The organism is Tessaracoccus lubricantis (assembly GCF_039544535.1).
In the GTDB taxonomy this organism is placed as follows: domain Bacteria; phylum Actinomycetota; class Actinomycetes; order Propionibacteriales; family Propionibacteriaceae; genus Arachnia; species Arachnia lubricantis.
In genome coordinates this window covers 72,048-91,292 of record NZ_BAABLV010000012.1, presented here as the reverse complement: position 1 = coordinate 91,292, position 19,245 = coordinate 72,048, and the positions used below count along the sequence as shown (strand labels likewise).

15 protein-coding genes are annotated in these 19,245 nt (G+C 71.2%); 11 read left to right on the top strand and 4 right to left on the bottom strand.

All coding sequences use genetic code 11. The annotated features are described in order from the left end of the window. Nucleotides 1-7: 7 nt before the first annotated feature. A complete protein-coding gene (locus ABEA30_RS03795; RefSeq protein ID WP_345579187.1) occupies nucleotides 8-1,204 on the bottom strand; it encodes an MFS transporter in 1,197 nt (398 codons plus the stop codon). Nucleotides 1,205-1,248: 44 nt separating this feature from the next. Between ABEA30_RS03795 and ABEA30_RS03790 the strand changes: the two genes are divergently transcribed. The 10 genes from ABEA30_RS03790 to ftsY all read left to right on the top strand — a co-directional run bounded on the left by ABEA30_RS03790 (nucleotide 1,249) and on the right by ftsY (nucleotide 12,276). Continuing rightward, nucleotides 1,249-3,459 (top strand): ATP-dependent DNA helicase RecG, encoded by a 2,211-nt coding sequence (locus ABEA30_RS03790; RefSeq protein ID WP_345579184.1) that lies wholly within the window; start codon nucleotides 1,249-1,251, stop codon nucleotides 3,457-3,459. Further along, the gene (gene rsmD, locus ABEA30_RS03785; RefSeq protein WP_345579181.1) at nucleotides 3,456-4,031 is read left to right on the top strand and encodes a 16S rRNA (guanine(966)-N(2))-methyltransferase RsmD; all 576 of its coding nucleotides are present in this window, start codon (nucleotides 3,456-3,458) and stop codon (nucleotides 4,029-4,031) included. Before ABEA30_RS03790 ends, rsmD begins: the two co-directional genes overlap by 4 nt. 22 nt (nucleotides 4,032-4,053) lie before the next feature. Further along, nucleotides 4,054-4,527 (top strand): pantetheine-phosphate adenylyltransferase, encoded by a 474-nt coding sequence (coaD, locus tag ABEA30_RS03780; protein WP_345579179.1) that lies wholly within the window; start codon nucleotides 4,054-4,056, stop codon nucleotides 4,525-4,527. Between the two features lie 81 nt (nucleotides 4,528-4,608). Next, nucleotides 4,609-5,157, top strand: a complete 549-nt coding sequence (locus ABEA30_RS03775) for a YceD family protein (protein ID WP_386085457.1) — start codon at nucleotides 4,609-4,611, stop codon at nucleotides 5,155-5,157. 26 nt (nucleotides 5,158-5,183) lie between these two features. Then, nucleotides 5,184-5,375: a 50S ribosomal protein L32 gene (gene rpmF, locus ABEA30_RS03770; protein WP_345579177.1), complete on the top strand. Its 192-nt coding sequence runs from the start codon at nucleotides 5,184-5,186 to the stop codon at nucleotides 5,373-5,375. A 25-nt stretch (nucleotides 5,376-5,400) separates the two neighbouring features. Next, nucleotides 5,401-6,078, top strand: a complete 678-nt coding sequence (rnc, locus tag ABEA30_RS03765; RefSeq protein WP_345579175.1) for a ribonuclease III — start codon at nucleotides 5,401-5,403, stop codon at nucleotides 6,076-6,078. Then, nucleotides 6,071-6,910 carry a bifunctional DNA-formamidopyrimidine glycosylase/DNA-(apurinic or apyrimidinic site) lyase gene (mutM, locus tag ABEA30_RS03760; RefSeq protein WP_345579173.1) on the top strand — a complete coding sequence of 280 codons (840 nt, stop codon included), beginning with the start codon at nucleotides 6,071-6,073 and terminating at the stop codon, nucleotides 6,908-6,910. The genes rnc and mutM overlap by 8 nt, the downstream gene beginning before the upstream one ends. Further along, nucleotides 6,907-7,479 carry a GtrA family protein gene (locus tag ABEA30_RS03755; protein WP_345579171.1) on the top strand — a complete coding sequence of 191 codons (573 nt, stop codon included), beginning with the start codon at nucleotides 6,907-6,909 and terminating at the stop codon, nucleotides 7,477-7,479. Before mutM ends, ABEA30_RS03755 begins: the two co-directional genes overlap by 4 nt. A 1-nt stretch (nucleotide 7,480) precedes the next feature. After that, on the top strand, nucleotides 7,481-11,047 hold the full coding sequence (gene smc, locus ABEA30_RS03750; RefSeq protein WP_345579169.1) for a chromosome segregation protein SMC: 3,567 nt from the start codon (nucleotides 7,481-7,483) through the stop codon (nucleotides 11,045-11,047). Nucleotides 11,048-11,106: 59 nt separating this feature from the next. Beyond that, nucleotides 11,107-12,276 carry a signal recognition particle-docking protein FtsY gene (gene ftsY / locus ABEA30_RS03745; protein ID WP_386086232.1) on the top strand — a complete coding sequence of 390 codons (1,170 nt, stop codon included), beginning with the start codon at nucleotides 11,107-11,109 and terminating at the stop codon, nucleotides 12,274-12,276. A 17-nt stretch (nucleotides 12,277-12,293) separates the two neighbouring features. On the opposite strand, the gene ABEA30_RS03740 is transcribed toward ftsY, so the two are convergent. The 3 genes from ABEA30_RS03740 to ABEA30_RS03730 all read right to left on the bottom strand — a co-directional run bounded on the left by ABEA30_RS03740 (nucleotide 12,294) and on the right by ABEA30_RS03730 (nucleotide 17,517). Next, nucleotides 12,294-13,712, bottom strand: a complete 1,419-nt coding sequence (locus tag ABEA30_RS03740; protein WP_345579167.1) for an NAD(P)(+) transhydrogenase (Re/Si-specific) subunit beta — start codon at nucleotides 13,710-13,712, stop codon at nucleotides 12,294-12,296. 1 nt (nucleotide 13,713) lies between these two features. Beyond that, complete coding sequence (locus tag ABEA30_RS03735; protein ID WP_345579165.1) at nucleotides 13,714-15,261, bottom strand: Re/Si-specific NAD(P)(+) transhydrogenase subunit alpha; 1,548 nt, start codon at nucleotides 15,259-15,261, stop codon at nucleotides 13,714-13,716. Between the two features lie 111 nt (nucleotides 15,262-15,372). Next, nucleotides 15,373-17,517, bottom strand: a complete 2,145-nt coding sequence (locus ABEA30_RS03730) for a RecQ family ATP-dependent DNA helicase (protein WP_345579163.1) — start codon at nucleotides 17,515-17,517, stop codon at nucleotides 15,373-15,375. Nucleotides 17,518-17,695: 178 nt separating this feature from the next. Between ABEA30_RS03730 and ffh the strand changes: the two genes are divergently transcribed. Continuing rightward, complete coding sequence (gene ffh, locus ABEA30_RS03725) at nucleotides 17,696-19,243, top strand: signal recognition particle protein (RefSeq protein WP_345579161.1); 1,548 nt, start codon at nucleotides 17,696-17,698, stop codon at nucleotides 19,241-19,243. Nucleotides 19,244-19,245: the final 2 nt, after the last annotated feature.

Genomic DNA, 19,245 nt, shown 5'->3' with positions numbered 1-19,245 from the left:
TGCTGTGTCAGCGTGCCCGGCCGGGCAGCCCGACGAAGCGGGCCCACCCTCCCATCCACACGGCGCCGGCCCCGGCGATCCCGGCGACGGCGAACATCGCCGTCGGCAGCGACGCCGCCGCCAGCAGGCCGGAGATCAGCAGCGGGCCACCCAGCGCGCCGCCCTGGCTGAACATGGCCCAGATGCTGAGGAACTTCGCCCGCCCGCGTACGGGGGACAGGTCCGCCCCGATGGTCATGTTGATGCCGGCCCCCAGCCCGTTGCCGATGCTCATCACCACCACCGCGGCCACGAACCCGGCGGACGTGGGCCACAGCGGCGCGAGCGCGAACCCGGAGCCGTAGACCAGCAGGCAGGCCACGAGGGTGAACGCCCGCCCCATGGCGTCCTTGAGATGGCCACCGGGCAACATCAGCAGCAGTTCGATGCCGGAGCCCAGCGCCACGGTGAAGGAGATCTGCGCCTCGCTCCACCCCAGGTGCACGCCCCACAGCGCGATCAGGATCGGCTGCCCGATGCGGGCGATGGTCAGCGCCGTCATGGCGAGGCCGGCCAGCGTCACCGCGGCCCAGCGCACGCCCACCGTGTCCTGGTCCTCCGCGTGGGCGGCGATGCTCTGCTGCACATGCGCGTCGAAGGCGCGGTTGAGGCGCTTGACGTAGAGCATCCCGGTGGCCACGACGGCCATCGCCGCCCCGAACACGAAGACCGACCACAGCGGCAGCCACAGCAGCAGCAGCGCCCCGCACAGCGGCCCCACCAGGTTGCCGGCCCGCATCGTGCCGCCCAGCGCGGTCATGGCCAGCCCGCGCTGCGCCGTCGGCACAGATTCCGCCAGGATGGCCTGGCGGGCCAGGTTCCAGGCCACCGACGCCGGCGTCTGGAGCACCAGCGCCCCGACGAACAGCGGCAGGGAGTACGACGACGGGTTGGCCAGCGCCACCACCGTGAGCCCGAACAGCACGGCGGAGGACGCCGTGGCCAGCGTCATCGCCCGCTTGTCGCCCACCCGGTCGATGAGCGCACCCACCGGCACCGTCACCACCAGCGCGGCCGCGCCGAACAGCGCCATGGTGGCGCTGGCGAGGGCCTCGGACGCCCCGAGCTGCAGCAGCGCCAGCACCATCACGGGGAGCATGGCCCCGCTGCCGACGGCGAACAGGAACGACGGCATCAGGACCGGCCAGAAGATCAGGCGGTACATGGTGGTCCAATCTAGTGTCGGGCGCGGTCGGTAGGGTTGTGCGCATGTGGCGAACCACCATCTACCGTGAACTGCACCGGCGCCTCGCGGACGTCGTCGGTGGGCCCACGGCCAAGGAGTTCGCCAAGCTCGACATCCACACCGTCGACGACCTGTTGCGGCACGTGCCGCGCAGGTACCTGGCGGGCTCGGAGATGTCGGACTTCTCCGGGCTGCGGATCGGCGAGGACGCCGCGCTCGTGGCCCGGGTCAAGGGCGCCTCGCAGGCAGGGTCCCACGGCCAACTCCGGGTCAACGCCGTGATCACCGACGGCTTCACCGACGTCGACGTGACGTTCTTCATGCCGCGCGCCAAGGACGCCCGCTCACAGGGCAGGGCGCAGGCCATGGCCGACTGGTGGGTCAGCGAACTGCTGTCGGGGGAGCGCCGCGGCATCTTCATCGGCAAGGTCGGCATGTTCCGCGACCAGTTGCAGCTGACCCATCCGCAGTTCGTGATGCTCGACGGCGCCGCCGTGCGCAACCCGAAGAACGAGAAGCAGCAGACCAGGGCGGCCATGAGCCGCGCGGTGCAGCGATCCACGCTGGTGGGCCTCTACCCGGCGCACGGCAAGCTGCCCACCTGGGTCATCGCCGAGGCCATCCAGATGGCGCTGCCCGCCGTCGCGGGCGACACGTTGCCGGAGTGGGTGGTGCAGGAGGCCGGGGTCCTGCCGTTCCAGGCGGCGCTCACCGCCGTGCACCAGCCGACGGACCGGCAGCAGGCCGAGGTGGGCAAGGCCCGCCTCAAGTTCGACGAGGCCTTCGGCATCCAGCTGGCGATGGCCCAGCGGCGCCGCCAGTACGCGGGGGAGCACGCCACGCCGCGCCCCCGTCGCGTGGGCGGGCTGCTGGACGCCTTCGACGAGCGGTTGCCGTTCGCGCTCACGTCGGGGCAGGTGTCGATCGGCGAACAGGTCTTCGACGAGCTGGCCCGCGCCGCGCCCATGAACCGGCTCCTGCAGGGCGAGGTGGGCTCCGGCAAGACGCTCGTGGCGCTGCGCGCGATGCTGGCGGTGGTGGATGCCGGCGGCCAGGCCGTCCTGCTGGCCCCCACCGAGGTGCTGGCCAAGCAGCACTTCCACACCATCACGCGCTTCATGGGTGACCTGGGGCAGGGCCGTTCGTTGGGCTCACACCCCGAGGCCACGGACGTGGTGCTGCTCACCGGCTCCCGTTCCACGGCGGCCAAGCGCGAGGCGCTCAACGCGATCGTGACCGGGGAGGCCGGCATCGTCGTGGGCACGCACGCGCTGCTGTCAGACCCCGTGGAGTTCTTCGACCTGGGCCTGGTCGTCGTCGACGAGCAGCACCGGTTCGGCGTCGAACAGCGCGCGGCGCTGTCGGCCAAGGCCGCCGCCAGGCCGCACACGCTCGTGATGACGGCCACGCCCATCCCGCGCTCGATCGCCATGACCGTCTTCGGTGACCTCGAGACCAGTGAGCTGCGGGAACGCCCCGTCGGCCGCGCGGAGGTGCAGACGGTGTTCGTCGACACCCAGCGCAACCCCGGCTGGGTGGCCAGGGCCTGGGAGCGGATCCGCGAGGAGGTCGCTGCCGGGCGGCAGGCGTTCGTCGTGTGCCCGGCGATCACCGCGAAGGACGGGGAGGGCCTCACCGCCGTCGAGGACCTCGCGCCCCAGCTGGCCACCGGGCCGCTGCAGGGCCTGCGCGTCGGCGTGGTGCACGGCAAGCAGCACGTGCAGGACCGCGACGCGGCGATGGAGGCCTTCGCAGCCGGCCAGCTCGACGTGCTGGTGGCCACCACGGTGGTCGAGGTGGGCGTCGACGTGCCCAACGCCACCGTCATGGTCATCATGGACGCCGACCGGTACGGCCTGTCGCAGCTGCACCAGCTCCGCGGCCGCATCGGGCGCGGCGGGCACGCGGGGCTGTGCCTCCTGCTGGCGGCGGTGGGGGACAACCTCGACGCGCACACGCGGCTGACCGCGATGACGAAGACCACCGACGGGTTCGAGCTGGCAGAGCTCGACCTGCAGCTGCGTCGTGAGGGCGACGTGCTGGGCGCGGCCCAGTCAGGGGCCGGCTCCCTCAAGCTGCTGCGGGCGCTCGACGACGCGGACGTGATCCGGCGCGCCAAGACCCTGGCCGAGCAGGTCCTTGCGGACCCGCGTGCCGGGACCGACCCGCTGCTGGCAGACCTCATGGCCAAGGCTGAGGAGGTCGCCGCAGCCGACTGGATGGAGAAGACGTGAGCCGCATCATCGCCGGTAGGGCCAAGGGCCGCCGCCTCGACACCCCCAAGGGCGACACCACCCGCCCCACGACGGACCGCACCCGCGAAGGGCTCTTCTCGTCGCTGGTGAACTGGTTCGACACCGCAGACCACGACGCCGCCGAGCACCTGCACGGCTACTCGGTGCTCGACCTGTTCGCGGGCTCGGGGGCCATCGGCCTCGAGGCCGCCAGCCGGGGCGCGCACCCCGTCGTGCTCGTGGAGTCCGACAGGGCGACGGCCGCGCTGATCACCGCCAACGCCCGCAGCATCGGGGTGTCGGCCGACGTGCGCGCGGCCAAGGCGCAGACCTACGTCGACGGGGCCACCCGCTCGTTCGACCTCGTGGTCATGGACCCGCCCTACGGCGTCACCACGGAGGAGGTCGAGCGGCTGTTGGCGGGGCTGGCGGATGGGGTCGTGGCCGAGCGCGGGCTCGTCGTCGTGGAACGCTCGAAGCGCGACCGCGCGCCGCAGTGGCCCCCGGCCTTCACCGAGACCTGGGAGAAGCGCTACGGGGAGACGGTGCTGTACTACGGCTCGGTCGAGTGACCCGTGCGCTAGGCTCACCCGAATGAAGGTCCTGTGCCCCGGCTCGTTCGACCCCATCACGGTGGGTCACCTCGACATCATCAGGCGCGCGCACGCACTCTTCGGCCAGGTGGTCGTGGCCATCGGCAACAACTCGACCAAGAAGTACCTGTTCTCGTTCGACGAGCGGGTCGCCCTCGTCGAGGAGGCCGCCGAGGGCCTGACGGGCGTGACCGTCGAGGCGATGGACGGGCTGCTCGTCGACTTCTGCCGCGAGCGGGGCATCGGGGCGGTGGTGAAGGGCATCCGCTTCGGTGCCGACTTCGACTTCGAGCTGCAGCAGGCCCACATGAACCACGACATGGGCGACATCGACACCGTCCTGCTGCCCGCCGCCAGGGAACACGTCACGCTGTCGTCGACCATCATCCGGCAGGTGCACAACCTGGGCGGCGACGTGTCGAAGTACGTGCCAGCCAACGTCGCCGCGGCACTGGCCCGCAAGCGCGCCCTGTGATTTGGTGCGCGTCTGGAACTTCGGTAGAGTTGGCAGTCGGTCATGACGAGGTCATGGACGGTTAGGCGAAGGGATTCCGACGTGTCACCCGTACAGCACCACCGCGATCGTCGCTCGCCCCTCGTTCTCGAGGTGCACGAGCTTGGTCGGAGTGCGGGCTCCACGAAGGTGATCCACGAGACGGTCCCGGCGCCCGCCGACCTTGGCATCGAAGTGATCGGAGTGCCACAGGGCTCCGACATCGAGCTTGACCTCAAGCTCGAAGCGGTGGTCGAAGGCATCCTGGTGACGGGGACGGCAACCGTGCAGCTGCACGGCCAGTGTGCCCGATGCCTGGATGACATCGAGGACGAAGCGTCCTTCGATGTGCAGGAACTCTTCTTCTATCCCGGCCGCGAGGTCGATGAGGACGAGAGCGTCGTGGTCGACGAGACGATCGACCTGGACGAGACCCTGCGCGACGCTGTGGTGCTCGAGTTGCCGTTCACGCCACTGTGCAGCGAGGATTGTCTCGGGCTCTGCCCCGAGTGCGGCTTCAACCGCAACCACGATCCGGCTCACAGCCACGGGGATAAGATCGATCCCCGTTGGGAGGGTCTCTCTGGACTGCTCGGCGAGACCACCAACTGACCTTGCTTGAAATCTAGGAGAAGATCATGGCAGTTCCGAAGCGGAAGATGTCGCGTAGCAACACCCGTTCGCGCCGTGCGCAGTGGAAGGCGAGCGTTGTGCCCACGGTTGTGTGCGCCAACCCCGCCTGCCGTGAGCCCCACCTGCAGCACACCGCGTGCCCGAGCTGCGGCCAGTACGGCCCGCGCGGCTCGCGCCGCCAGGTCGTCGAGGCCTGAGCCGGCTCTCCCCGCGAGCCCGGGGATGAGCAGGCTTGAGAACCAGCTGAAGGAGCTGGGCGTCGAGGTGGACGCCCAGCTCTTTGAGTTGTCCTTCACCCACCGCAGCTACGCCTACGAGAACTCGTTGGCGTCCAACGAGCGGCTGGAGTTCCTCGGTGACGCCGTGCTGCAGATCGTGGTGACGGAGCACATCGTGCGCAGCTACCCGGAGCTGGCCGAGGGCCACCTGGCGAAGCTGCGCGCCTCCGTCGTGAGCTCGGTGCCCCTGGCGGACCTGGCCCGTTCGCTCGGGATCGGCACGCACCTGCGCCTCGGCAAGGGCGAGATCGCCACCAAGGGCTACGACAAGACGTCGATCCTGGCAGACACGATGGAGGCCGTCATCGGCGCCATCCACCTCTCCCAGGGCCCGGAAGCCTCGGCGCGGTTCATCCACCACAACTTCGACCCGCTGATCGCCGCCTCCGCAGAGTCAGGCGACTACGCCGACTACAAGACCGTCCTGCAGGAACTCACGGCCGCCAACGGCTGGGGCCTGCCGCGCTACGCGGTGACCGGCACGGGGCCGGACCACCAGCGCACCTTCACGGCTGTGGTGCACGTCCAGGAGCGGCCCATGGGGGAGGGGACCGCCCCCAGCAAGAAGCGCGCGGAGCAGATCGCCGCCCGACTGGCCGTGGCGGAGCTGACCGGTGCCTGAGCTCCCCGAGGTCGAGGTCGTGCGCCTCGGGCTGGACCGGCACGCCACCGGGCTCACCATCACCGACGTCTCCGTCCTGCACCCGCGGCCCGTCCGCTACCACCCCGTGGGCCCCGACGGATTCCGCGCGGACCTCGCCGGCCGCCGCATCGACGGCGTGCGCCGCCGCGGCAAGTACCTCTGGGCCGTGTTGGGTGACGACGCCCTCGTGGCCCACCTCGGCATGAGCGGCCAGTTCCGCTTCAACGCGCCGGGCGACGAACTGGTGCGCAACACCCGCATCGTGTTCGGCCTCGACGACGGCACCGAGCTGCGCTTCGTCGACCAGAGGATGTTCGGCGGGCTCGACCTGCGGCCGGGCCTGGCGTCGTGCCCCGTCCCCCACATCGCGCTCGACCCGTTCGACCCCGCCTTCGACGCCCGGGCCGTCGCCGCCCGGATGCGCGCCAAGCGCACGACGGTGAAGCGGGCACTCCTGGACCAGTCGCTGATCAGCGGCGTGGGCAACATCTACGCCGACGAGGCCCTCTGGCGTTCCCGCATCCACTTCGACACGCCCACCGGCGAGCTGGGGCCCCGCAAGGCGGTCGGGCTCATCCGCGCCGCCGGCGAGGTGATGGCGGAGGCGCTCGACCAGGGCGGCACGTCGTTCGACAGCCTCTATGTGAACGTCAATGGTGAGTCCGGGTACTTCTCCAGGTCGCTGAACGCCTATGGTCGGGAGGGCGAGCCGTGCAACCGGTGCGGCCGCCCCATCGTGCGTCGGGTCTTCATGAACCGCAGCTCATACCTCTGCCCGGGCTGCCAACCCGCCCCGAAAGGACGTCCGTGAACGACCAGCAGAAGGCCCGGTACCGCAGGTCGGCCGGGCAGTTCCTCAAGTTCGGCATCGTCGGCGGCTCAGGCGTGCTCGTCAACATGGTCGTCGCCGTCGTGATGAACCGGCTCAACGGTGGCTCCGCGAACGCCCAGGACGTGGTGTGGTCCATCCCGGGCAGTGACTTCAACATCCGCTTCACCGCGGTGGTGTGGATCGTGGCGTTCCTCGTGGCCAACCTCTACAACTTCCAGTTGAACCGCTGGTGGACGTTCAAGAGCACCAAGCACGCCCGCTGGTGGGCCGAGTTCTGGCCCTTCCTCGCCGTCGGCTCGGTCGCCGCAGCCGTGGGCCTGGTGCTCAAGATCCTGATGACCAACCCCACCAGCCCCCTCTACCTGCCAGACCCGTACTTCCACGAGCAGCGTGGGCTCCAGTCGCGCGAGTACTGGTCCCAGCTCATCGCGATCCTCATCACCATGCCGATCAACTTCGTGGTCAACAAGCTCTGGACCTTCCGCGCGGTGCGCCACGCGAAGCTGACGGTCGCCGAGGACCGCGTCGAGGAGAGGCACACCGTCTGACATGTACCTCAAGAAGCTGACCCTGCGCGGGTTCAAGTCCTTCGCGTCGGCGACGACGCTGGTCTTCGAACCGGGCATCACCTGCGTCGTCGGGCCCAACGGGTCCGGCAAGTCGAACGTCGTCGACGCGCTCAGCTGGGTGATGGGCGAGCAGGGGGCCAAGACGCTGCGCGGCGGGAAGATGGAGGACGTCATCTTCGCCGGCACCGCGAAGCGGGCGCCGCTGGGCCGCGCAGAGGTCGAGCTGACGATCGACAACACCGACGGCGCGCTGCCCATCGAGTACGCCGAGGTGACGATCACCCGAACCATGTTCCGCTCCGGCGGGTCCGAGTACGCCATCAACGGCACACCCGCCCGCCTGCTCGACGTACAGGAACTCCTCAGCGACTCGGGCATCGGCCGGGAGATGCACGTCATCGTCGGCCAGGGCCAACTCGACGCGATCCTGCAGGCCACCCCGGAGTCGCGGCGCGGCTTCATCGAGGAGGCCGCGGGCGTGCTGAAGCACCGCAAGCGCAAGGAGAAGGCGCTGCGGAAGCTCGAATCAACCAACGCCAACCTCGAGCGGCTGCAGGACCTGGTGGGCGAACTGCAGCGCCAGCTCAAGCCGCTGGGCCGGCAGGCGCAGGCCGCGCGCAAGGCCGCCGTCATCCAGGCCGAGCTGCGCGACGCCAAGGCCCGCCTCCTGGCGGACGACCTCTCCACCGCGCAGGCCAGGCTGAAGGCAGAGCTGGCAGACGAGGCGGCCGCCGAGGAGGCGAAGGCCCGCGCCGAGCGGGCGGTGGCCGATGCGCAGGCGGCCGAGGAGGCGGCCGAACGGCGGCTTCGGGCGGCTGCGGGTGACTTCGATGCCGCGCAGGAGCAGTGGTACGCCCTGGCCGGGCTGCGGGAGCGGGTGACCACCACCGTCTCGATCTCCGCGGAGCGCATGCGGGCGGGGGAGAACCAGCCGACGCTGGACGTCGGCGGGCGTGACCCGGAGGCGCTGGAGGCGGAGGCGGCCGACGTGCGCGTCAAGGAGCAGGGCCTGCGCCGCGAGGCCGAGGCCGCCAACGCCGCGCTGACGGACGCCACGCTGCGTCGCAACGGGGCCGAGCAGGAACATGCCGCTGCCGAGCAGGCGTACAGCTCCGCGCTGCGCGCCATCGCCGACCGCCGCGAGGGCCTGGCGCGGCTCACCGGCCGGGTCAACTCCATCAAGTCGCGCCTGGAGGCCTCCGACGAGGAGATCGCCCGCCTGGACGCGCGACGGGCGGAGGCGCTCGCCCGCGCCGAGGACGCGGCGGCCAGGTACCACCAGACCGAATCGTCGCTGGCCGGGCTGGGCGCCTCGGAGTCGGACCTGGACGCCGACTACGAGCGCGCCGCGGACGCGTTGGAGGCCCTGGAGGAGAAGGCCGCGGGCATCAAGGCGCAGGAGGCCGACGTCGCCAAGCGGCGGGCCGCCCTCACGGCCCGCGCCGAGGCCCTGCGCCTCCTCACCCAGCGCAAGGACGGGTCCGCGGACCTGTTGGAGGCCGGCCGCACCGACGTCGTGGGCAGGCTCAGCGACCTCCTCACCGTGGCACCCGGCTGGGAGGCCGCGGCGTCGGCCGCGCTGCGCGGCCTGGCCGAGGCAGTCGTCGTGCAGGGGCTCGACGGCGCCCTCGCCGCCGCACGGCACATGGCGGACCACGACCTCGGTCGAGCCCCGCTGATCGTCGCCTCCGCGGCCGCCTCCGGGCCCACGGAGACCGCAGCCGCGTCGACGTCCGATGGGCTGACCCCCCTCTTGGCCCTCGTCGAGGCCCCAGAGCCTCTCACCGAAGCCCTCCACACCGTCCTCGGCCACACCGTCGCAGTCGACACGCCGGAGGAGGCCGCCGCGATCGCTGCTGCCCACGCGGACCTCACCGTCGTCACCAGGGGCGGCGACCTGTTCTCCTCCTGGCTCGTGGAGGGCGGCACGGCGGCCGCGCCGTCGCTGCTCGAGGTGCAGGCGCAACTGACCGAGGCGGAGGACGCCCTGGCCGCAGCCGGGCACGAATCCGACCGGCTCCGGTTCGCCGCTGAGGAGCTCGACGCCCAGCTCGCGGCAGCCAGGCGGGCAGAGGCCGACGCGCTGTCGGCCCTGCACGACTCCGACGCCCAACTCGCCGCCGTCGCCGACCAGCTGGGCTCCTTCCGACAGTCACAGGCAGCCGCCACGAAGGAGGCCGAGCGTCTCGCCGAGGCGATCGAGACCGCCCGCGCGGCGCGCGCCCGCGACGAGGAACAGCTCGCCGAGCTGACCCAGCGGCTCGAGGCCGCATCCGCCGAGGAGGACGTGGCGGAGCCAGACCCGGCAGAGCGCGACGAGAAGGCGGCCGACGCCCGCCGCGCACGCCAGGCCGAGATGGACGCCAGGCTCGCGCTGCGCTCCGTGGAGGAACAGATCAAGGCCATCGCCGGGCGGGCGGAGTCGCTGCTGCGTGCCGCGCAGCACGAGCGGCAGTCACGCGCGAAGGCCAGACAGCGCGCGGAGCAGTTGCGCCGCGAGGGCGAGATCGCCCGTGTCGTGCACGAGGCGGCCCTCGTCCTGGCCGAGCGCGTGGAGGCCACCCGCCAGCGGGCCTCGGCGCAGCGCGACGCGGCAGACCAGGCCCGGCGCGAGGCGGAGTCCGGCACCACCCAGGCCAGGCACGCCTCCAAGGCCGCATCCCAACGGCTCGACGAGATCGTGCGCGGCGCCCACCGCGACGAGATGGTGCGCATCGAGCACCGGATGCGGATCGAGCAGCTGGAGGACCGCTCGCTCAGTGAGCTCGGCCTCGAGCCGGCGCAGCTGGTCGCGGAGTACGGCCCGGACCAGTTGGTGCCCGTCATCACCCGGCCGGACGGCACGGCCCTCACCGAGGACGACGAGCAGCCGGAGCCCGTGCGCTTCGACCGCGACCAGCAGACCGCCCGCCTCCGCGCCGCGGAGCGCAACCTCGCCGTCCTCGGCAGGGTCAACCCGCTGGCGCTCGAGGAGTTCGACGCGATGACCGCGCGCCATCAGTTCCTCGCCGAGCAGCTCGAGGACCTGCGCCAGACCCGGGCGGACCTCATCGACATCGTCGCCGAGGTGGACAAGCGGGTGCAGGAGGTCTTCGAGGCGGCCTACCGCGACGTGGAGGCCAGCTTCGACAAGGTCTTCGCGCGGCTCTTCCCCGGTGGTGAGGGCAAGCTCGTCCTCACGGACCCGGGCAACTGGCTGACCACCGGCGTCGACGTCGAGGCCCGTCCTGCCGGCAAGCAGGTCAAGCGACTGTCGCTGCTCTCGGGCGGTGAGCGGTCCCTCGTGGCGGTCGCCTTCCTCGTCTCGCTGTTCATCGCGCGGCCCAGCCCGTTCTACATCCTCGACGAGGTGGAGGCGGCGCTCGACGACGCCAACCTCGGCCGCCTCCTGGGCATCTACGAGGAGCTGCGGGCCTCGTCGCAGCTCATCGTCATCACGCACCAGAAGCGCACCATGGAGATCGCGGACTCGCTCTACGGCGTCACCATGCGCGGCGACGGCATCTCCACGGTGGTGTCGCAGCGGTTGGCCGAGGAGGCCGGCTGATCCGCACCGGTGGCGGAGGCGCACGTCCGTGGGGAAGGGCCCCCGGCTAGGATGACCGCGTGGATTGGTTTTTCTGGGTAATCATCGCCGTCATCGGCGTCGCGATCATCATCGCGGGCATCATCATCACGGTAGAGGGCCGTCGCCAGCGGCAGCTGGAGGCTGAGGCCAAGCCGGAGATCGAGCCCACCGACATCGAAGGGCCCGTCGTCGCGCCCGAGGCGGTGGTGCCGACGGAGCCCCCCGCGGAGCCCGTCGTCGAGCCCGAGCCCGTCGTCGTCGAGCCCACGGTCGAGACGCCCGAGGCGCCCGGCTCCCGGTGGGCGCGGCTGCGTCGCCGGCTCTCCACCAGCAACAACGCGCTCGCGCGTGCGCTGGGCGACCTGCTGAGTGCCGACAGGATCGACGAGGAGGTCTGGGAGGACTTCGAGACCACCCTGATCACCTCCGACCTCGGCGTCGGCCCCACGACGGAACTGACGGAGGCCCTCCGCAAGGAGCTGGCCATCGACGGCGTGGCCGACCCCGCCCGGGCCAAGGACGTGCTGCGCACCGAACTGCTGAAGCTGGTGGACCCGACGCTCGACCGCTCCCTCAACCTCACCCCGGCGAACGACGGCGACCCCGCCGTCGTCCTCGTCGTCGGCGTCAACGGAACCGGCAAGACCACCACGGTGGGCAAGCTGGCACGCGTGCTGGTCGCCGAGGGGAAGTCGGTCGTACTCGGCGCCGCCGACACCTTCCGCGCCGCGGCAGCAGAACAGCTCGCCACCTGGGGCGAGCGCGTCGGTGTCGAGACCGTCCGCTCCGACGAGGGCGCGGACCCCGCCTCGGTCGCGTTCGACGCCGTGGACAAGGGCGCGCGCGACGGTGTCGACGTCGTGATCGTCGACACCGCGGGCCGGCTGCACACCAAGACCGGCCTCATGGACGAACTCGGCAAGGTCAAGCGGGTCATCGAGAAGAAGGCCCCCGTCAGCGAGGTGCTGCTCGTGCTGGACGCCACCACGGGGCAGAACGGCATGACCCAGGCCCGCATCTTCGCCGAGGTGGTCGACGTCACCGGCATCGTGCTGACCAAGCTCGACGGGTCCGCCAAGGGCGGCATCGTGATCCAGGTGCAGCGCGAACTGGGCGTCCCGGTGAAGCTGGTGGGCCTGGGCGAGGGCGTCGACGACCTCGCGCCCTTCGACCCCGAGGGCTTCGTCCACGGCATCCTCGGGGAGTAACCGCCCCGGGCCCTGACCTAGACGAGAGCGCCGACCGCTGCCACCAGCGCGTCGGCGCTCGCCTTTGCATCACCCAGCAGCATGTCGGTGTTGTCCTCGAAGAACAGCGGGTTCTCCACCCCGGAGTAGCCGGCGCCCATCGAGCGCTTGAAGACGACCACCCGCTCCGCCTCCCACACCCGCAGCACGGGCATGCCGCTGATGGGCGTGCCCGGCTCCAGCGCGGCCGGGTTGACCGTGTCGTTGGCGCCGATGACCAGCACCACGTCCGTGTCGCGGAAGTCGTCGTTGATCTCGTCCATCTCCATCACGATGTCGTAGGGGACGTGGGCCTCCGCCAGCAGCACGTTCATGTGTCCGGGGAGGCGGCCGGCGACGGGGTGGATGGCGAAGCGCACCTGGGCGCCGTTGCCGATCAGCCGCTTGGCCAGTTCAGCGACGGGGTGCTGGGCCTGCGCCACCGCCATTCCGTAGCCGGGGGCGATCACGACGCGGCGGGCGTCCGCCAGCCGGGCGGCCACCTCGTCGACCGTGGTGATCATGGCCTGCTTGGGGTTGCCCTCCGCGTCCAGGATGGCGACGGCGGCCCCGGTGGAGTCGCCGGTGCCGAAGCCACCCAGCAGGACGTTGGCGATGGAGCGGTTCATGCCGCGGGCCATGACGACCGAGAGGATGATCCCGGACAGGCCCACGATGGTGCCCGCCACGATGAGGAGGTCTGAGCCCACGGCGAAGCCCGACAGCGCGCCGGCCCACCCGGAGAACGAGTTGAGGAAGCTGACCACCACAGGCATGTCCGCGCCGCCGATGGCCAGCACCATGATCACGCCGAACGCGTAGCCCAGCAGGTGGGCGATGACCAGCGCCCACAGGTTGGGGGACACGAGGTGCCAAGCCAGGGACCCGAGGAGGCCCAGCACGAGCAACCCGACCACGAGGTTCTTGGCGGGCACCGAGGTGGGCTTGGACGTGATCTTCCCGTTGAGCTTGCCCCAGGCCACGATCGAGCCGGAGAACGTCAGGGAGCCCACGAAGACGGCCGCCCACACCTCGACGCCGTGCACGATCTGCTCGGAGAGCAGCGGGTAACCCTCCACGCCCAGCGCGGAGTTGATGCCGACGAAGGCCGAGGCCTGCCCGCCGAACGCGTTGAACAGTGCCACGAGGCCGGGCAGCCCGGTCATGGCCACCCGTGCCGAGTACAGCAGGCCGACGGCGAACGCGATCACCAGCGCGACCACCAGGAGGGCGAAGCCGAGGAGGTTCCACTGGGAGGCGAAGGTCTGCGTCACGGTGGCCACCACGGCCAGCGTCATGCCGACGATGCCGTAGGCGTTGCCGGCGCGTGCGGTGGTCTGCTTGGCGAGCCCCACGATGCTGAGGATGAACAGCAGGGCGGCGGCGATGTAGCAGCCGAAGACGAAGGCGTCGAGCACGTCAGGCCTCCTTGGCGGGTGCGTCGGACCGGGAGAAGAGTCCCAGCATCCGCTGGGTGATGGCGAAGCCGCCGACGCAGTTGATGCCGGCCAGCACGATGGCGACGAAGGCGAGCAGCTGCACGTGCAGCAGTGGGCTGGTGAGTTGCGTGATGGCGCCGACGATGGTGGTGCCGGAGATGGCGTTGGACACGCTCATCAGCGGGGTGTACAGGGCCGGCTGGACGCCCCAGACCACGTAGTAGCCCACCACGCACGCCAGGCCGAAGACGAGGATGTGGGCGAGGAAGCCACCCGGCAGGACGAGCGCCAGCAAGAGCCACGCGGCGGCCACGAGCATCAGCCTCCTGAACCGGGCCCACTGGTCTGGCGGCGTGACCCGGGGGAGCGGCGCCGGGACGGCGGCGGGGGCCGCCACTGCGGGTGCTGCCGAGACCTGGATGGGAGGCGGCGGGAAGGTGATCTCGCCGTCGCGCGTCACCGTCATCTGGCGGTGCACCTCGTCGTCGAAGTCGAGCGTGAGTTCGCCGTCGGCCCCGGGCGTGAGGAGCTTGAACAGGTTGACCAGGTTCGTGCCGTAGAGCTGCGACGCCTGACCGGGCAGCCGCGACGCGAGGTCCGTCCAACCGATGATGGTCACGCCGCCGTCGGTGGTGTACGTCTCGCCGGGGCGGGTCACCTCGCAGTTGCCGCCACCCGCGGCAGCGAGGTCCACGATCACGCTGCCCGGCCGCATGCTGGCCACCATGTCGGCGGTGATCAGCTTGGGGGAGGGGCGGCCGGGGATGGCGGCGGTGGTGATGATGATGTCGACCGTCCGGGCCTGCTCCGCGTACAGCAGGGCCGCCTTGGCGGCGTCGTCGCCGGTGGACTCCCTCGCATAGCCGTCGGCGGAGACCTCCTTGGCGGTGGCGATGTGCAGGAAGCGGGCACCCATGGACTCGACCTGCTCCGCCGTCTCGGGGCGCACGTCCGTGGCGAAGGTCTCGGCGCCGAGGTTGCGTGCGGCGCCGACGGCGGCGAGCCCCGCCACGCCCGTCCCGATCACGAAGACCTTGGCGGGCGGCACCTTGCCCGCCGCGGTGACCTGCCCGCCGAACATCCGGCCGAAGGCGTGACCGGCCTCGATCGCGGCACGGTAGCCGGCGATGTTGGCCATGGACGACAACGCGTCGAGCGACTGGGCGCGCGAGATGCGCGGCACCATGTCCATGCTGAGCGCGGTGACCCCGCGGGCGGCCAGCGCCTCCGTCAGGCCGAGGTCGGTGCGTGGGTGCAGGAAGCCGACGACGGTCTGGCCCTGCCGCAGCAGCGCGGTCTGCTCCGGGGTGGGGGCCCCGACCATGGCGATGACGTCGCTCTGCCACACCTCGGCCGCGGTCACCACGTCGGCCCCCGCCTCGGTGAAGGCGCCGTCGGGGATCGACGCACGGGCGCCCGCGCCCGACTGCACCGCCACGCGGTGGCCCAGGCGCAGCAACTGCGCGACCGTGCTCGGCGTGGCGGCGACTCGCGCCTCCGGAGCCTCGTTGGGAATGCCGATCAGCACTTCGGCCTCCTTTGTCCTGACTTAAAGGCTGGACCTGTCTCTGGAAGGCTACTGGGGCAGCACCCGCCTGTGAAGGGCAGGCCCCGTTAACGCGTGGCCCGCGCGGTGGTATCAGCCGACGGTGGCAAGCGCGAACGGCAGCACCTCGGGGGCACCCGCGCGCCGGAGCAGGCGCCCGGCCACGGTGAGGGTCCAGCGGGAATCCGCGAGGTCGTCCACGAGGAGGACCGGCCCCTCCAGTTGCGGCAGCGCCTGCGCCATCTGCGTGGGCACGCGGAACCGATGCCAGAGGTCGCGCACACGGAACGCGCTGTTGGTCGACCTGTCGAGGGGGCCGGCGTCGGGGTTGAGGTCCAGGGGGCCCAGTGGCTGCAACCGGCCGGCGCGCGCGATCCCCAGGGCCAGGGATTCCACCAAGCGGGGCCGGGACACCGAGGGCAGCCACGCGACTGCCACGGGACGCTGCGCCCAGTTCCACTCCTTCAGCACCCGGAGGCAGGCGCCGGCCAGTTCCGCCGGGACCTCGGCGTCGACCGGACGGCCGTCCTGCCCCGGCGCGAACAGTTCCCGCAGCGCGTTGCCGTAGCCCAGGTCAGTCAGCCGGGCGACCGCGCGCCCCTCCGCGAGGCCCTCGGCCGGCGACAGGCGGCCCTTCGGCGCCGCCCCGTCCCCGTTGGTCACGGCCAGCTGTTCGAGGCCGCTGGGCCACTGGCCGCGGGCTGCGATGGCCACGCCCACCTGGTCGAGCGTCGAGCGGGCCTGCGCCTCCGCCTGGAGGTCGACGTCCGTGGGGTACCAGACCCCCGCGCAGGTGTCGCACCGGCCGCATGGCGAGGAGGAGGGGTCGTCGAGCTCCGCCGTGAGGAATTCCATCCGGCACGCGCCCTCCGGGAGGCGCTGGTACTCCAGCATGGCCTTCTGCTCGGCCACGCGGGCTGCCGCGATGCGGTCGTAGCGCTGCTGGTCGTAGACCCATGGCTGCCCCGTGGCCTCCCAGCCGCCCTGCACCGCCTGCACGGCGCCGTCGACGGCCAGCACCTTGAGCAACAACTCCAGCTGGGAGCGGCGGATGTCGACGCGGGCCTCGATGGCCGGTGTCGAGAGCGGCCGGCCCTCGCCCTGCAGGGCGTCGAGGATGGCGCCTGCCTTGGCCTGGGTGGGCATCGCGTTGGTGGCGAAGTAGTGCCAGATCTCCTGGTCCTCCGCCCCGGGCAGGAGCAACACGTCGGCGTGGTCCGTGGCACGCCCTGCGCGACCCACCTGCTGGTAGTAGGCCACGGGCGACGACGGCGCCCCGAGGTGGACCACGAAGCCCAGGTCCGGCTTGTCGAAGCCCATCCCCAGCGCCGAGGTGGCGATCAGCGCCTTCACCTCGTTGTTCTTGAGGGCCTCCTCCGCGGCCATGCGCTCCGCAGCGTCGGTGCGCCCGGTGTAGGGCAGCACTTCATGGCCGGCGGCCCGCAGGGCGGCGGCCGTGTCCTCGGCCGCCGCCACGGTGAGGCAGTAGACGATGCCGCTTCCCGGCAGGTCCGGAAGGTGCTGCGTGAGCCAGGCGAGCCGGCGCCAGGAGGTGCCCAGGCTGAGCACCCCCAGCCGCAGCGACTCGCGCGCCAGCGCGCCGCGGAGGGTGAACACCTCGTGCCCACCCGCCGCCATCTGCTCGGCCACGTCATCGACGACGCGCTGGTTGGCGGTGGCGGTGGTGGCCAGGACGGGCACGCCGTCGGGCAGGTCCTCGATGAGGGTGCGCAGCCGCCGGTAGTCGGGACGGAAGTCGTGGCCCCAGTCGCTGATGCAGTGCGCCTCGTCGATGACCAGCAGGCCGGCCCGCTCCATCAGCCGGGGGAGCTGTTCGGCCCGGAAGCGGGGGTTGACGAGGCGTTCCGGCGACACGAACAGCACGTCCACGGAATCCTCTGCCAGCCGCTGCTCGATCTGCGACCACTCGGTGACGTTGGCCGAGTTGATGGCCACGGCGCGCACCCCGGCCCGCTCGGCGGCGGACTCCTGGTCACGCATGAGCGCGAGCAGGGGCGAGATGATCAGGGCCGGGCCGTGACCGGCGCGGCGCCGCATGAGGGCTGCGATGAAGTAGACGGCGGACTTGCCCCAGCCCGTGCGCTGGACCACCAGCGCGCGGCGGCCGTGCTCGGTGAGGGCTTCGATGGCTTCGCGCTGCCCCGGATGGAACTGCGCCTCGGGGCGGCCGGTCAGTTGACGCAGGATGCTGAGTGCTTCGTCGCTCATGGCACCCATCCTGCCCCCCACCCCCGACAGGCCCGGAAGGTTATCCACAGGCGGCGGGCGTGGGGCCCTCCGACGAACTGAGCTGCCCGCACGCTCCCGGGCAGCCGGCCCGGGGAGCGGCGGGACCCGGATCCAGCGCCGTTGGGTATCCTGATGCAGTTGCCTCCGACCATGAAGGATTGACCCAGTGTTTGACACTCTGCAGGACCGGCTCGCATCGGTGTTCAAGGGGCTGCGCTCCAAGGGCCGCCTCACCGAGGCCGACATCGACGCCACGATGCGCGAGATCCGCATCGCGCTGCTGGAGGCCGACGTCAACCTCGGCGTCGTCAAGGAGTTCGTCACCGCGGTCAAGACGCGCGCGCTCGAAGCGGAGCTGTCCAAGGCGCTGAACCCCTCGCAGCAGGTCATCAAGATCGTCAACGAGGAGCTCGTCGCCATCCTGGGCGGCGAGGCCCGGCCCATCCGGTTCGCGAAGAAGCCGCCGACGGTCATCATGCTGGCCGGCCTCCAGGGCGCGGGCAAGACCACCCTTGCCGGCAAGCTGGCGCGGTGGCTGAAGTCGGAGAAGCACACCCCCCTGCTCGTGGCGGCGGACCTGCAGCGCCCCAACGCGGTGCAGCAGCTCCAGATCGTCGGTGAGCGCGCCGGCGTCCACGTCTACGCGCCGGAGCCGGGCAACGGCGTCGGCGATCCCATCGAGGTCGCGCGCGGTTCCATCGCCCACGCCGAGGCCAAGCTGTACGACGTGGTGATCGTCGACACCGCCGGCCGGCTGGGCGTCGACGCGGAGCTCATGCAGCAGGCCGCCGACATCAAGGCCGCGGTCACCCCCCACGAGACGCTGTTCGTGGTCGACGCCATGATCGGCCAGGACGCCGTCAACACCGCCAAGGCGTTCGACGAGGGCGTCGGCGTCGACGGCGTCGTGCTCACCAAGCTCGACGGCGACGCGCGCGGTGGTGCCGCCCTGTCCATCGCCCGCGTGCTCGGCAAGCCGATCATGTTCGCCTCCAACGGCGAGGCCCTCGCAGACTTCGACATGTTCCACCCAGACCGGATGGCCTCGCGCATCCTCGGCATGGGTGACGTGCTGACCCTCATCGAGCAGGCCGAGAAGACGTTCGACGCCGAGCAGTCGCGCGCCGCGGCCGAGAAGCTGATGAGCAGGAACCAGTTCGGCCTGCAGGACTTCCTCTCCCAGATGCAGCAGCTGCGCAAGATGGGCCCGATGTCGAAGATCCTCGGCATGCTGCCGGGCGCCGGCCAGTTCAAGCAGGCCATCAACGAGATCGACGAGCGGGAGATCGACCGCATCGAGGCCATCATCTTCTCGATGACCCCGAAGGAGCGCGACGACGTGGCGATCCTCAACGGGTCACGCCGCGCCCGCATCGCCCGCGGTGCGGGCGTGGAGGTCTCCGACGTCAACAAGCTCGTCAACCGGTTCGTCGAGGCCCGCAAGATGATGGAGTCGATGGCCGGCGGCCGGTTCCCCGGCATGGGCGGGATGCCGGGCATGCCCGGCGGGATGCCCGGCATGCCGGGTGCCCGCAAGCAGCAGCCCAAGCAGAACCAGAAGGGCAAGAAGGGCCGCCGGGGCACCGCACGCCCCGCGGGCGCCAACCGCCCGGCCGCGCAGCCGAAGGCCCCGCAGGTGCCCCAGAGCATGGACGACTTCCAGCTGCCACCGGAGCTGCAGAAGATGTTCGACGAGAACAAGCCGAAGTTCTGACC

What these genes read in the sequence shown, in the direction of transcription:
- ABEA30_RS03795 (WP_345579187.1), bottom strand. Translation starts at nt 1,204, where the DNA reads ATGTACCGCCTGATCTTCTGGCCGGTCCTGATGCCGTCGTTCCTGTTC.
- ABEA30_RS03790 (WP_345579184.1), top strand. Translation starts at nt 1,249, where the DNA reads ATGTGGCGAACCACCATCTACCGTGAACTGCACCGGCGCCTCGCGGAC.
- coaD (WP_345579179.1), top strand. Translation starts at nt 4,054, where the DNA reads ATGAAGGTCCTGTGCCCCGGCTCGTTCGACCCCATCACGGTGGGTCAC.
- rpmF (WP_345579177.1), top strand. Translation starts at nt 5,184, where the DNA reads ATGGCAGTTCCGAAGCGGAAGATGTCGCGTAGCAACACCCGTTCGCGC.
- rnc (WP_345579175.1), top strand. Translation starts at nt 5,401, where the DNA reads ATGAGCAGGCTTGAGAACCAGCTGAAGGAGCTGGGCGTCGAGGTGGAC.
- smc (WP_345579169.1), top strand. Translation starts at nt 7,481, where the DNA reads ATGTACCTCAAGAAGCTGACCCTGCGCGGGTTCAAGTCCTTCGCGTCG.
- ABEA30_RS03730 (WP_345579163.1), bottom strand. Translation starts at nt 17,517, where the DNA reads ATGGGTGCCATGAGCGACGAAGCACTCAGCATCCTGCGTCAACTGACC.